This is a genomic window from Spirulina subsalsa FACHB-351 (genome assembly GCF_026130165.1).
GTDB classification, from domain to species: Bacteria; Cyanobacteriota; Cyanobacteriia; order Cyanobacteriales; family Spirulinaceae; genus Spirulina_A; species Spirulina_A subsalsa_A.
Genome location: NZ_JAIHOM010000058.1, coordinates 17719 through 30830, shown reverse-complemented (window position 1 = coordinate 30830; position 13112 = coordinate 17719). Strand labels below are relative to the sequence as shown.

The 13112-nt window shown below is 47.4% G+C and carries 11 protein-coding genes and 1 pseudogene; 5 read left to right on the top strand and 7 right to left on the bottom strand.

Annotation, left to right across the window (positions count from 1 at the left end):
• Window positions 1–310: 310 nt before the first annotated feature.
• On the bottom strand, window positions 311–1354 hold the full coding sequence (gene mtnA, locus K4A83_RS12910) for an S-methyl-5-thioribose-1-phosphate isomerase (protein WP_265264991.1): 1044 nt from the start codon (window positions 1352–1354) through the stop codon (window positions 311–313).
• A 158-nt stretch (window positions 1355–1512) separates the two neighbouring features.
• Between mtnA and K4A83_RS12905 the strand changes: the two genes are divergently transcribed.
• Window positions 1513–6894, top strand: coding sequence for a PAS domain S-box protein (locus K4A83_RS12905; RefSeq protein ID WP_265264990.1), 5382 nt, complete (start codon window positions 1513–1515; stop codon window positions 6892–6894).
• Here K4A83_RS12905 and K4A83_RS12900 read toward each other — a convergent pair.
• The 5 genes from K4A83_RS12900 to K4A83_RS12880 all read right to left on the bottom strand — a co-directional run bounded on the left by K4A83_RS12900 (window position 6874) and on the right by K4A83_RS12880 (window position 8785).
• Window positions 6874–7014, bottom strand: coding sequence for a hypothetical protein (locus tag K4A83_RS12900; RefSeq protein ID WP_265264989.1), 141 nt, complete (start codon window positions 7012–7014; stop codon window positions 6874–6876). The genes K4A83_RS12905 and K4A83_RS12900 overlap by 21 nt on opposite strands.
• Before the next feature lie 4 nt (window positions 7015–7018).
• Complete coding sequence (locus tag K4A83_RS12895) at window positions 7019–7285, bottom strand: hypothetical protein (RefSeq protein ID WP_265264987.1); 267 nt, start codon at window positions 7283–7285, stop codon at window positions 7019–7021.
• Window positions 7269–7559 carry a type II toxin-antitoxin system Phd/YefM family antitoxin gene (locus tag K4A83_RS12890; RefSeq protein ID WP_265264986.1) on the bottom strand — a complete coding sequence of 97 codons (291 nt, stop codon included), beginning with the start codon at window positions 7557–7559 and terminating at the stop codon, window positions 7269–7271. The genes K4A83_RS12895 and K4A83_RS12890 overlap by 17 nt, the downstream gene beginning before the upstream one ends.
• A gap of 734 nt (window positions 7560–8293) precedes the next feature.
• Complete coding sequence (locus K4A83_RS12885; protein WP_265264985.1) at window positions 8294–8545, bottom strand: type ISP restriction/modification enzyme; 252 nt, start codon at window positions 8543–8545, stop codon at window positions 8294–8296.
• Window positions 8546–8623: 78 nt separating this feature from the next.
• Window positions 8624–8785 carry a hypothetical protein gene (locus tag K4A83_RS12880; RefSeq protein WP_265264984.1) on the bottom strand — a complete coding sequence of 54 codons (162 nt, stop codon included), beginning with the start codon at window positions 8783–8785 and terminating at the stop codon, window positions 8624–8626.
• Between K4A83_RS12880 and K4A83_RS12870 the strand changes: the two are divergent.
• Window positions 8786–9842, top strand: a pseudogene (locus tag K4A83_RS12870) (Fic family protein). It begins immediately after the preceding gene.
• Window positions 9843–9998: 156 nt separating this feature from the next.
• Here K4A83_RS12870 and K4A83_RS12865 read toward each other — a convergent pair.
• The gene (locus tag K4A83_RS12865) at window positions 9999–10211 is read right to left on the bottom strand and encodes a type ISP restriction/modification enzyme (RefSeq protein WP_265264981.1); all 213 of its coding nucleotides are present in this window, start codon (window positions 10209–10211) and stop codon (window positions 9999–10001) included.
• Window positions 10212–10819: 608 nt separating this feature from the next.
• Here K4A83_RS12865 and K4A83_RS12860 point away from each other — a divergent pair.
• The 3 genes from K4A83_RS12860 to K4A83_RS12850 all read left to right on the top strand — a co-directional run bounded on the left by K4A83_RS12860 (window position 10820) and on the right by K4A83_RS12850 (window position 12757).
• The gene (locus K4A83_RS12860; RefSeq protein ID WP_265264980.1) at window positions 10820–11455 is read left to right on the top strand and encodes a dynamin family protein; all 636 of its coding nucleotides are present in this window, start codon (window positions 10820–10822) and stop codon (window positions 11453–11455) included.
• Between the two features lie 50 nt (window positions 11456–11505).
• Window positions 11506–11721 carry a hypothetical protein gene (locus K4A83_RS12855; protein WP_265264979.1) on the top strand — a complete coding sequence of 72 codons (216 nt, stop codon included), beginning with the start codon at window positions 11506–11508 and terminating at the stop codon, window positions 11719–11721.
• A gap of 67 nt (window positions 11722–11788) precedes the next feature.
• The gene (locus tag K4A83_RS12850) at window positions 11789–12757 is read left to right on the top strand and encodes a hypothetical protein (RefSeq protein ID WP_265264978.1); all 969 of its coding nucleotides are present in this window, start codon (window positions 11789–11791) and stop codon (window positions 12755–12757) included.
• The last annotated feature ends 355 nt before the right edge of the window (window positions 12758–13112 follow it).

Sequence of the window (13112 nt, the reverse complement as noted above, 5' to 3'; positions counted from 1 at the left end):
ATACTGTCGGGCGGACAGAAATTTAAGCCCTCGGACAGACTACCCACTGTCTATTAGGTGAGAGCTTAGTAGATAAGGTAACTGGTTGAACAGGGAATCCCTCGCTTTTAGCGATGGGAGCGTCAACCTTAAGTCTTTGACATACTCTCCCAGCAACTCCTTAGTTCTGTGGTAGCAATTATTAACTTGCAATAACAAGAAGTCAATTAGAACATGATACAAATTACGTTAACTCCTGAACAAGAACAGTTTTTAGAAAAGCAACTAAAGACGGGTAAATATAATACTCATCAAGAGGTGTTTGAACCTTTTAGACTTTAAACTGTTTTAACTCCTCCGGTTTCACCGCCCCCTTTTCCGTAATAATGGCCGTAATTAAATGGGCCGGAGTCACATCAAATGCTGGGTTATAATAATCCGCCCCCTCTGGACAAATGCGACTGTCCCCAATTTGGTAAATTTCTTGGGCATCTCGTTCTTCAATGGGGATTTCTTCCCCGGTGGCCAACTTGAAATCTACTGTAGACAGGGGAGCGGCTACGAAGAAGGGGACATTATGGGCTTTCGAGACTAGGGCTAAACTGTAAGTGCCAATTTTATTGGCAGCGTCGCCATTGGTGGTAATCCGATCTGCTCCTACCACTACCGCATCAATTAACCCTTGTTTCATGCAATGGGCGGCCATGTTGTCACTAATCACGGTCACGGGGATATTATCTTGTACACATTCCCAAGCGGTGAGTTTTGCCCCTTGGAGACGAGGACGGGTTTCATCGGCAAAGACGCGCTGGAGACGATTGGCGCGCCAAGCGGAACGGATGACACCTAGGGCGGTGCCATAGCCTGCGGTGGCTAGGGCTCCGGCGTTGCAGTGGGTTAGGAGGGTGAGTTTTTCCGGTGTTTCTGGCAGGATGCTTAAACCGTGGTCGCCGATAGCTTGGCAGGTGGCGAGGTCTTCACGTTGGATGGTTTGGGCGGTTTCGAGGAGGGCGGTTTTTAGGGCGGTGAGGTCGCCGGGGGTGTGGTGGGCGGTTTGGAGTTGGCGCTCAATGGCCCAGAAAAGGTTAACGGCTGTGGGGCGAGTTTGGCGGAGTTTTTGGGCAATTTCTTCAAGTTGCTGGAGGAAGGTGGTTCGGTCTGAGGTGATAATTTCTTGAGAACCTAAATACATTCCATAGGCAGCTGCGACTCCAATGGCTGGAGCGCCTCGGACAATCATGGTTTTGATGGCATCGGCCATGCTTTCACTATTGGTAATCTCCACTGTCCGGTATTCTTGAGGGATACGGGTTTGATCAATGAGAACAGCGCGATCGCCTTGCCAAGTTACAGGATATAAAGAAGAGGTTAACATAAGGGTTGAGACAGCCAGAAATTTTGTCCCACTCATTGTCCCATGAACCGTCACCCCTGTTCAATGTTCAGATTGCCAAGAGATCTATCATCTTTGATGAACAGTTGCGCTTCCCAAGAGTTATGAATTCCCCTTTTTAATCGCGAAAAGACTAAGCAATGAAGACCTTGCAGAATCCCAATTCAACCTACAACATTGTCGTGGTAGATGATACCCCTGCAAATTTGCGTCTGTTGACCACCTTACTCACCCAACAGGGCTATGATGTGCGGCCTGCTATTAATGGTCAATTAGCCTTATCAGCAGTACGAGCCATGTTGCCGGATTTGATTCTGCTGGATATTATGATGCCAGATTTAAGTGGTTATGAGGTCTGTCGAGAACTCAAAGCCGATGAAAGAACCCGAGATATTCCGATTATTTTTATTAGTGCTTTAGATAATGAGGTTGACAAAGTACACGCTTTTCGTGTTGGTGGAGTGGATTATATTCCGAAACCTTTTCAACAGGCGGAAGTGGTGGCACGAGTTAATAATCAACTCCGTCTTTTAACGGCGAATCGACAGTTAAAAATTCAAAATGAACAGTTAAAACGTTTTAGTGGAGACTTACGGGAATTACACCGTTTACATAGGACAGTTTATCAGAATTTTGAGAACTTAGCCCAAGACTATTTAAAAACAGGTTGTGAGTTATTAGGATTTACGAAGGGCATGATTGAAGCCCGGTCGAGTTCGGGTTTAATTTGTCAAGCTCAAGAGTCTTTAACTGATGGGGAAGTGACGGGACATGAACCTTGGACGCAACGGGTCATTGAACAACAACAAACTCTAATCTATGATGATTTAACTCGGGAAACGGAGCATTTGGGGTCTTATATCGGGACTCCCATTTGGGTGGATGGTCAAGTGTATGGGAGTTTAACGTTTTGTTCTCCGTTGCCGCGCTATTTAGAAACAGAAACGCCTCAGATGCAGTGTCATGATGTGGAAATTTTAGAGTTAATGGCTCAGAGTTTGGGCAAGTATATCATGGGGCATCAAGGGGAATTGCGTCGTCGAGGGGAGGCAGTGCGACGGGCAAAAGCGGAAGAGGCGACCCAAGTGTTGTTACGGGTGACACAGGCGATTAATCATGCACCGGACTTTGAACTGGCTTTGGAAGCGGCGTTGGCGGAACTCTGTGTGAGTAGTGGCTGGACCTATGGAGAGGCTTGGGTACCCCGCAGTAGTGGGGATTGTCTGGAGTGTAGTTTAGCGAGTTATATTCATGAGGCACAGTTAGCTGACTATCCGGAAATATATCAACGGATTCAGGCTTTTCAAGAGGCGAGTGAGACTATGACCCTGGGCCGGGGAGAGGGTTTGGCGGGGCGGGTTTGGGCGACGGGTGAGCAGGTTTATCTTCAGGATTTAAGGGATGGGGAGTCTTTGGTGCGTCAGGATTTAGCCCAAGCTTGTCGTTTTAAAATGGCTTTGGCGATTCCCATTTGGGGGGGTAGGGGAACCCCGGAGCATTGTCCTGATTGGGGAAGGGGGGATGAGGCCTCGGGGCATCAAGTTTATCGGGAGATGCCGTTGAGTCCTCCTCCTTTGGCGGTGTTGGTGTTTTTCCGTTGTGAGTCTATGGATGGGCTAGAGGGGGATGAGGAACGGTTATTACAGTTTGTCTCGGCCATTACAGCCCAATTGGGTACGGTGATTCAGAAAAAACAAACGGAGGCGGAGTTACGAACGATTTTCGCCACGATGGATGATTTGATTAGTCTGTATGACCGGGAGGGGCGTTGTTTAAAGTTTACCAATACGAAGTCGAATTTTTTCCTCAAACCTCCGGCGGAGTTGCTGAATAAAACCTTAGCTGAGGTGTTACCGGAGGAGTTGGCGGCGTTCCATCAGGAGGCGATTGACCGGGCTTTAAGCGATCGCACTACCCAACGCCTCGAATATAGTTTGATGATGGGGCCGGCCTTGCGTTGGTTTTCGACCAATATTTCCCCGATGTCGGAAGATACGGTGTTATTTGTCACCCGAGATATCACCGAAAGCAAGACCATTCAAGAAGAATTATTTGCCGCCCAAGCCCGGTTTCAGGCCATTTTTGAAAGTGCTAGTCTCGGGATTGCTGTGATGGCGTTAGATGGGACGTTGATGGATTCTAATGCGGCTTTTCAGGACTTTCTGGGCTACTTGGCAGAGGAGTTACAAGGCCTAACCCTCGATTCTTTTACGGACCCAAGGGATGTAAATTTAGATGCCCAAGACTTTGAGAATTTACTATTAGGGCGCACCCAGGCCTATTCGGTGGAAAAACGCTATATTCGCTCGGATACCAGTTTAGTCTGGGGTCGTTTAACGGTTTGTGCGGTGAAAAAAGGCGGGGTGGTAGAGTTTATTTTCGGCTTGATGGAAGATATCAGTGAGGCGCAACGGGCGGCAGAAGAAACTCAATTACTGCTCAATATTACCCAAGCCTTTGTCAATGCTCCCGACCTTGACAGCGCGCTAACGGCGGCTTTAGAGCAGGTCTGTCTCAGTAGTGGCTGGGGGTATGGGGAGGTGTGGATTCCTAGTTTAGATGGGGAACGTCTGGAATGTAGTCCCGCTTGGTATATAGAACCTACCATAGAAGGAGAGACACAGGAAAATATGCAGGCGTTCCGGGCTGAAAGTGAGGGGTTAACCTTTGAGCGGGGAGAAGGTTTGCCGGGTCATGTGTGGTTACAGGGGGAACCGGAGTTTTTCCAACTCGGGGATACTTTAGACCGCAATATTGGCCTGCACTACTTTAATCGGCGGGGATTGGCGGAACAACGGGGCATTCAAGCGGGGTTAGCGGTGCCGATTGTCATTCCCCCGATTCTGACGATTGACCCCCCGGAACCGGGTCGGGTGTTGGCGGTGTTGGTGTTTTTCCGCTTCCAGTCTTTTTCCCTCAATCCTTTACCGGAAGATGAGCGTCTGGCGGAGTTAATTTTCTCGGTGGCGACTCAGTTGGGGACGATTATGCAGCATAAACAAACGGAGGCGGAATTACAGGCGATTTTAGCGGCAATGGATGATTTGGTGTTAATTCGCGATCGCACCGGACGCTGTGTTAAGGTGGCTCACACTAAGGCCAAAGCCCTACAACAGGGACAAAGTTTATACCCCGGACAGTCTTTGCAAGAACGGTTTACCCCTGAACTCACCCAAGCTCATTTAGCTTGTATTCAGGAGAGTCTCACCACGGGACAGCCCACCAGTTTGGAATATACTGTGACCGTGGACAGGGACGAAATTTGCTTAGATGGGCGTTTTTCTCCCATTTCTCAGCAGGCGGTGGTGGTGGTGGCTCGGGATATTAGCCAGCGTAAAATGGTGGAGGAGAAACTCCGGGCTAATGAAGCAGAAATGCGGGGCATTTTTGAGGCTATGACGGATGTGGTGTTAGTGATTAATGCCCGGAAACAGGAAATCCAGGTTATGCCCACTAATTACAGTAAATTGTATGGGGAACGGGATGTGGTGAGTGAGGTTTTTAGTAAGTTTTTTGGCTCCGATTGTCGGGCGGAGTTCTGGCGACCTGTGGAGGAGGCGATCGCGTCTCACCAAACTGTGAGCTTTGATTATAGTTTGGACAATGGGGAGCAGACGATCTGGTTTGATGCCAGTATCTCCCCCCTGCCTCAACAATTTGTGATTTGGGTCGCTCGGGATATTAGCGACCGAGTGCAAGCGGAACTGGAATTACAAACCTTAACCAGTCAACTGGAGGAACGGATTCTCAATCGTACTGCCCAACTCCGGGAAGCCAACCATATTTTACGGGCTGAAGTGACGGCTCGGGTGGAAGCGGAAGAAAAGTTACAAAAAGCCTATGAACGGGTGCAATTACTGTCTGAGTTGACGTTAAAAATTCGTCAATCTTTGGATTTAGAAGATATTCTACAAACCACTGTGATAGAGGTACAGCGCGTTCTAAATGTAGATCGGGTGTTATTGGTGCAGGAAAGACCCGACGGCCTAAAAAATTCGATTCGGGAAGTGGTCTTAGATCCCTGGCCTACGGTGGAATCTCAAGGCTGTTATGACGATATTATGCAGCATAAGGGCATCACCACTTTACAACAGGATCAGGTGCTGGTGATTCCTGATGTGACGGCCCTAGAACTTCCCCCGGCAGAACAGGACTTTTTGACCCGGTTACAAGTGAAGGCTAAGTTAGTGATCCCCATTTTTTATCAAGACCAACTCTGGGGAAAATTGGTACTCCATCAATGTCAAGATATTCGCCCTTGGCATCAAGATGAAATCGAATTATTAACGGCTTTGGTGGATCAAATTGCCATTGCTTTATCTCAGGCGAAACTGCTGAACCATCTAGAGGAGTTAGTGACTGCACGCACCGCAGAACTCCGTCGTGCTAATACTAAGCTACAACAGGAAATTCGCGATCGCCTTTTAGCTGAATTAGCACTCCGACGCAGTGAAATGCAGTTGCGTCTGATTACGGATGCTCTCCCGGTGTTAATTTCCTATGTAGACGCAGAGCAACGCTATCGTTTCCACAATAAAACCTATGGGGATTGGTTTGGTCTGTCTAGGGATCAAATTACGGGACGTTCTGCTGAAGAAGTGTTAGGACATCTCTATCCCTTTATTCAAAAATATATTCAAGCGGCCTTAGCGGGACAGAAGATCAACTTTGAACTACAAACCCCCAAAATTAATGGTCAAAGTCGTTATATCAGCGTCACCTTTATTCCTGACCAAACAGGGGATGGGGGAGTGCGGGGGTATTTTGGGGTCATGGTGGACATTAGCGATCGCAAGGCCGTTGAACAGATGAAAGATGATTTCCTCTCCATTGCCAGTCATGAACTCCGCACCCCCCTGACTTCCATTCGCGGTTCTTTGGGATTATTGGCCACCGGGCGCTTAGGCACTTTGGACAGCAAAGGACAACAGATGCTCAGTATTGCGGTCAAAAACACCGAACGTTTAACCCGATTGCTCAATGATATCCTTGACCTTGAACGCATTGCCTCGGGTCGAGTGGAAATGTGCAAACAAGCTTGTAATGCTCCGGAGTTAATGTTAAGTGCTAAGGATGCCATGCAGTCTATGGCTGAACAAGAGGGGATTACCCTAAAACTGGAAGTGGATCACCATCCCCTCCCCTCTCCCCCTCCTTCGATTCCTCTACAAGTCGATCCCGATCAAATTCAACAGACCTTAACGAATTTGATTAGTAATGCGATTAAGTTTTCTCGCCCTGAGAATTTCGTCTGGATTGGGGTAGTTGCTGGAACAGAGGAGATTCAATTTTATGTGCGCGATCGCGGTCGGGGCATCCCGGCTGATAAACTAGAGGCTATTTTCGGCCGTTTCCAACAGGTAGACGCTTCCGACTCCCGGGAAAAAGGCGGAACGGGTTTAGGTTTACCCATTTGTCGAGAAATTGTTCAACAACATGGGGGCAAAATTTGGGTAGAAAGTATTCTCGGAGAAGGGAGTACCTTTTATTTCACCCTCCCTTTAGGGGATCAACTCTTCTAAATAGTCTTGGAAGATTTTTTGGGCGGTTTTATGATCGCCTTCTGGGGTGAGGTTACACAGCCAATGGATGGGACGACTTTGGTAACATCTGGGTTGGTCTGTGGCGATTAACCGGCTCAAATGTTCACAATTCCAGCCTAGTATTAGCCTCCTGTACGGTGAACAAAATGCGATATTGCTGCTCAAACAATAACTGACGCACGACAAGCTCCATGTGCTGGCTTTCTATCGCTAAGGCACAACGATTGGGAAACTTTTCTAATTTCAACATGATTTCGTAGCATCCCCGCACCCATCGGTAAGCCCGATCTGCTGAATATTGCTTAATCCATAAAAAAATTGCCTCAACATCGGCGATCGCTGTTGGGGAAATCTCAATCTGGTAGGTCATGCTTGGCTCGCAATTCCATAAACGCCTCATCTAGGGGCATTCCCTGCCCTTGTTCAAACTCTGCGACACTTTGACGAATCCCTGCGATGGACTCCAAGACTGTGAGGCGATCGAGCAAGTTTTGATAGCTTTCGGCATCCTGTACGACAACCGCCGCTTTGCCATTGACGGTTAACACCATGGGGGCTTGTGTTGCTTTGAGGGTTGCTAAAAATGCCTTTGCGCTACGCTGAAACTCTGAGAGCGGATGAATATCACGAAGATTGACGGTCATAGCAGGATTTAGGCTAAATCATTAAATTCAATGTTAATTTACAAAAAATTTTTTGTCAAAGTGGTTGACGGATCACATCATTAAAGGGAGTTTATTGAGATTTCCATTCTTTCTCTAGGATCATGGCCGTAATCATGGATCTGATTTGCCGTCGGTATCGCTGTTAGTCCGAACAACCGTTGAGCATTGTTGTGCCCTTGGCGACTCTGCATCTGACGCTGATGCTCTAAAAGGGTTCATAATTGTCCTAATTGTGGATATAAAACCAATAGGGATGTGGCGGCCAGTCAAGTTATAAGAAATCGTGGATTAATCGCGGTCGGACAGCCCGTGATTCAAAATGCTTTCGGAGACGTTCTGTCGGGGTCAATTTCTGATTGGCTAGACAAGAGTCTATGAGGAAAGAATCCACTCGCCTTTAGGCAGTGGAGTGTCAAATCACTTAAGTATGGTTCGGAATACCTGCGCTCATCACTCCCGATTGTGGAATCGTGATTTTAAGCGATTACCGAAGTTAATCAAGAATCAAAAACATTCCTTAGCTAATCAATTTGTAAAAAATTCACGAAAAATTTACAATACACTGGTTATTTTTTTGTATTTGATGGACAAGATTGCTCCAGATCATCAGTGGAGGAAAAAAATGCTTAAGCTATTGCATGAATCTCCTCAATTTTTGGCTGTGATGGATTTTCCTGGAGATTGGCAGGATCGGAAAATTTGGCAGAATTAAGCTATTTTAGTTCATGCAGCGGTGGCAAGCTATTCGCGATCGCCACTGTCTCCATACTGACGCGGACGATGCGTTTTACGAGGTTGATGATGTAGTGGGGGTCGTCGCTCCATTGGTTGGGGTCGTTGAGGATGCCGCTTTCTTTGTGTTTGGTGATTTGGTAGCGTTCCATGATCCATTCGATGGCGGAGCGATCGCAGACTTTGTATTCATAGGCAGCTAGGGGGATGCCGCTTAGGGTGATTTTGGGCACTGGTTTCCTAAAGTTGGATCACTGGTTTTTCGTTGACTGAAACCCTTGTACAGCAGACATTCCAAGAATCATCCTACTTTAATAAGCCAGTGCCAAGATGAGCAACAACCCTAACAGGGGGGAGCGCGATCGCCCTTTTCGAGGGGCTAGGGGCGATCGCCCCTCAATGGCCTGGCCTCTCTTATTAAAAAAAATGGCAAAATCTTTAATAAGGGCAATTCTTATTAAAGGTTTTGGCAAATGCGGCGGGATAGTAGTGGGTATTTTGTGGAGACTGTAGCGGGGGGTGAGGTTGTTCAAGCCTTTATTCCCAAGCCTTTGCCGCCGATCCCCCCTTTGGATCTGGACAGCGGCAGACAGCAATTACTGGAAAAGGCGACGCTTGCCTTGGGGCGTTTGGATAGTGTCTCGATGCTGCTGCCCAATCCTCAGCTTTTTCTCTATGCCTATGTGCGGCGCGAGGCGGTGCTTTCTTCCCAAATTGAGGGAACGCATTGAGGGCGGTTTTCCCCTCTGTAATCGCCTTTTGTTGGAAATGCACGAGAAATTGATGGCCAGTGGGCGGGGGAGCGGCAAGTTACCGGGGGAATTTCGCAAGTCTCAAAACTGGATTGGGGGAACTCGTCCGAGTCATGCTCGTTTTGTACCGCCACCGCCCCAAGCGGTGAGGGATTGTATGGCGGCGTTGGAACAGTTTTTTCATCAAGATTCTTTGCCGATGATGTTGCGAGCGGCTTTAGCTCATGTGCAGTTTGAAACGATTCACCCTTTTTTAGATGGCAATGGCCGCTTAGGGCGTTTATTGATTGTGTTGTTGTTACGGGAGGGTGGATTGTTAAGTCAACCGTTGCTCTATTTGAGTCTTTATTTTAAACAGCATCGTTCGGTTTATTACGATTTGTTGGATCGAGTGCGGCGGGAAGGGGATTGGGAGGCTTGGGTAGATTTTTTCTTGGAAGGGGTTTATGTGACGGCTTCGGAGGCTGTGCAATTGGTGCAGCGGTTAACGATTTTGTTTAATCAGGATCGCGATCGCCTGATTGAACAGGTTTCGGGTGCTGGGGTGCGGAGTGCTTTGGCGGTGTTGGCGGTTTTGCGGGAGCGTCCGTTATGCAGTTTGAAGGAGATTGCTAAAGGTAGTGGTTTGACTGTGCCAACGGTTTCTAAGGCGGTGGAAAGGTTGATTACTGTGGGCATTGTGGAGGAGTTAACGGGTCAACGGCGTAATCGTGTTTTTGTTTATGCGGCTTATTTAAATCTTTTGAATCAGGAGGAATTGGGAATGATTGATCCCTAAAGATAATTTTCCCATTGAGGAGGGGCGATCGCCTCCCTCCTCAGGATGGGCAACAACTCTAACAGGGGGAAGTGCGATCGCTCTTTTCGAGGGGCTAGGGGCGATCGCTCCCATCATCAATCAAGACGGGCAAAACTCTAACAGGGGTATGCCTCTTTATTTCAACTCGTTCAGGGGGGGTAGGCTATTGACGATCGCCACTGTCTCCATACTGACGCGGACGATGCGTTTTACTAAGTTGATGATGTAGTGGGGGTCGTCGCTCCATTGGTTGGGGTCGTTGAGGATGCCGCTTTCTTTGTGTTTGGTGATTTTGTAGCGTTCCATGATCCATTCGATGGCGGAGCGATCGCAGACTCTGCTCTGCATTTCAACCGATGGGGTTGACAATTAAGATTTCAGCAAATCTAATAATTCTGTCTATTTGCTGATTAGGAATTGACACAGTTAATATTTCGGCTAGCAGAGAGCCAGCTACAGGAACTGTACCGACAAGGCCTTTGGATAGACTAACAATATAATCAATTCGATTTTGCTTTAAAGATCCGCTATCATTCATTTTTCGTTAGTTTGATTGATATTTTCAGTTTAACTCATTCAAGGGTGGCAAGCTATTGACGATCGCCACTGTCTCCATACTGACGCGGACGATGCGTTTTACGAGGTTGATGATGTAGTGGCGATCGCCTCCCTCCTCAGGATGGGCAACAACTCTAACAGGGGGGAGCGCGATCGCTCTTTTCGAGGGGCTAGGGGCGATCGCTCCCGGTCAAGGGTTGACGGGTTGCCGGGGGGTGTGTTACGGTTGGGGGTATTTTTGATTGACTTGTCCTGTCCCGCAACAGCAAAATTTTTTCCTTGGGTTAGATTTTGGCTTCGCAGGTGCGCTGAGTGCCTTTGGGAGCAGGGTTATTCGTTGAGTTCGGTTACTTGGGTTCGCTTACTTTGTCTACTCCGCACCGTTTTTGGAGAATTTCATGGCTCAATCCGTTGAAGAATTATTTACAGAAGTCCGTAAACTGTTCCGCGAAATAGGGAATAGCATCGTCCAATTAGCTGGCATTGAGCATTCTGACATTGCTGATAATTCTGCTGTACTTTCGCTGATCGATGAGTTCAGACCCGTTTTTGATCAAACGAAAGAGCGGTTAGATCATCCAACGTTATCGATTGCGACGTTAGGCACGACTTCATCGGGAAAATCGACGATTGTTAATGCGCTGATTGGCCGTAAGATTGCGCCTATTCTCAATGATGAAATGAGTGGCGGGGTTTTACGCATTAAGTCGGGTGAGCAATCCGTGTTAATTTCCAACCCGAACCCAATAACCTCCTCCTCGTCGATATCGCCACCCAAGGCTGGGCCGTCGCCACCGCCACCGAAGCCCAACTCCTCCTCAAACATGGCCACATCCAAGACGCACAAGACATCCTCCGCGAAACCGTCCCCCAACTCCAAAACCATGCCGAAAACTGGGGCCGCACCATCATCCACGATCCACGCCCCGAACTCAACACCGCCCAACGCTTCGCCACCCCCCTCTTCAAACCCCACATCACCGCCGAGCGCGTCGATCGCATCATCCGCATTTCCCCCATTGATCAAAACCTAGGGAGCGATCGCGCCCATCGCAAACGCACCGAAGCCGAAGTCGAACTCACCATGCACCGCACTAAACCCCACATCGATCAACATTGGCAACGCCGTCAGATCGCCCTTGCCGAATACCTCGACACCATCAGCGAACTCACCGCCCGCCTCGATAGCCTCCTTGCCTTTGCCGACCTCTGCGCCGCCCAAAACGTCAAAAGCAGCACCCAACTCCTCCCCCCTGCCGACGCTCAACCCGGCCTCTACCTCCTCCCTGCTGCAACCTAAACCCTACCCCGATCATCAGGTTCATTCATGTAGTGCAAATTCATTTCACTTTAACACCGTATTTGTTATGACAGAACCCAATTCGCTACTCAATCAGGCTAAATCAGGTAATGCTCAAGCCATTGCCACGATCATCAACAAAACACTAGAACCTAAAGGTATTAGTGTGAAATCTTCTATCAGTTATGATTGCTTAACCTTGATTCTTGAATCCAATACCGCACCGGCTCAAGAAGCAACAGTTGATTTTATCAAAAAAGGACTTTTAAAACTTCAGCCCAATAATATTACTAAGGTTATTATTCGCGGCCGAATCAAAAATCAAAGTTTAAACCTTTGGCAAGAGTCCTTTAACCTCATCGAACCCCAAACCATAGATTCATTAAGCCATTCTGTTCAAACATCAAAAACAAATGAAGTGGCTGCCACCAAAGAAACCCACCACAATCCAAAAAAATACTCATACCATTTAAAGAGTAAGAAAAGTAAATCTAAAGAATTTTCGGAATTGACAATCTCAGAAATCATTCAACTCATCGTTGATTTTATAAAAACCAAAAATGGCGAAAGACTTTCCCTCGTTTTAGTAACTTTTGTCGGTACATCTATTTTCTGGAATATTGTAAACCCTGATAATCATCAAGGTTCTAGTTCTTCAACTGCATCTAGTTCAAATTCAATAATACCTGCTATTCCTTTCATAAAATCAAAATATACAATCAAGGGATCTATAACTTTAATTGATTCAGATATTAAGGGCGCTGATGATTCTTGCTATGGAACCGGAGGTTATCGTGATATCCAAGCAAATATGCCTGTCACAATTAAAGATGGACAAGGCAATATTTTGGCAACAGGGAAAACAGGATCCGGAAAAAAAGATTCCAGAGTTGTTTGTGTTTTTGATTTTGAAATTAATGACATTCCCAAGGTTGATTTTTATTCGATTGAAGTAGGTCGAAGAGGTCAACTCAATTATTCTTTTCAAGAATTAGAGGAAAAAGAGTGGACAGTTAGTTTGTCGCTTGGTACATAAATCATCAAAATTGATGGTGGCTCTGCCGCCTGTTGCGGGGAGGGAAGCGGAAGCCCTCCGGGAGGGCATTACTTGGCAGAGCCAAGTAACGAGGAAGAAAATTGTAGCTCTTGTGCTATGGCTCTGGGTACAGCCTTAGAAACCGGGTTTTTTGCACTGATTATGGTGCGATCTAGTCTCTCCCGGCAACCCGGTTTCTGAACATCCCTGAAGCCAAGAAACCGGGTTGTTGCGGTCTTTCGTTGTTCTCCTTAATTTCTACCAAAAACCCGGTTTCTGAAGAGTCAGCCGGGTAACAGTTTAGGGAAACCTTACTAAGCTACCGGGCTGGGGTTGATTTTCGGAGACTGTCACC

Bases quoted from the DNA above. Each gene is read 5' to 3' on its own strand.
- K4A83_RS12865 (WP_265264981.1), bottom strand. From the start codon at position 10,211: ATGCAGAGCAGAGTCTGCGATCGCTCCGCCATCGAATGGATCATGGAA.
- K4A83_RS12850 (WP_265264978.1), top strand. From the start codon at position 11,789: ATGACAGAACCCAATTCGCTACTCAATCAGGCTAAATCAGGTAATGCT.
- K4A83_RS12895 (WP_265264987.1), bottom strand. From the start codon at position 7,285: ATGACCTACCAGATTGAGATTTCCCCAACAGCGATCGCCGATGTTGAG.
- K4A83_RS12860 (WP_265264980.1), top strand. From the start codon at position 10,820: ATGGCTCAATCCGTTGAAGAATTATTTACAGAAGTCCGTAAACTGTTC.
- K4A83_RS12905 (WP_265264990.1), top strand. From the start codon at position 1,513: ATGAAGACCTTGCAGAATCCCAATTCAACCTACAACATTGTCGTGGTA.
- K4A83_RS12855 (WP_265264979.1), top strand. From the start codon at position 11,506: ATGCACCGCACTAAACCCCACATCGATCAACATTGGCAACGCCGTCAG.
- mtnA (WP_265264991.1), bottom strand. From the start codon at position 1,354: ATGTTAACCTCTTCTTTATATCCTGTAACTTGGCAAGGCGATCGCGCT.
- K4A83_RS12890 (WP_265264986.1), bottom strand. From the start codon at position 7,559: ATGACCGTCAATCTTCGTGATATTCATCCGCTCTCAGAGTTTCAGCGT.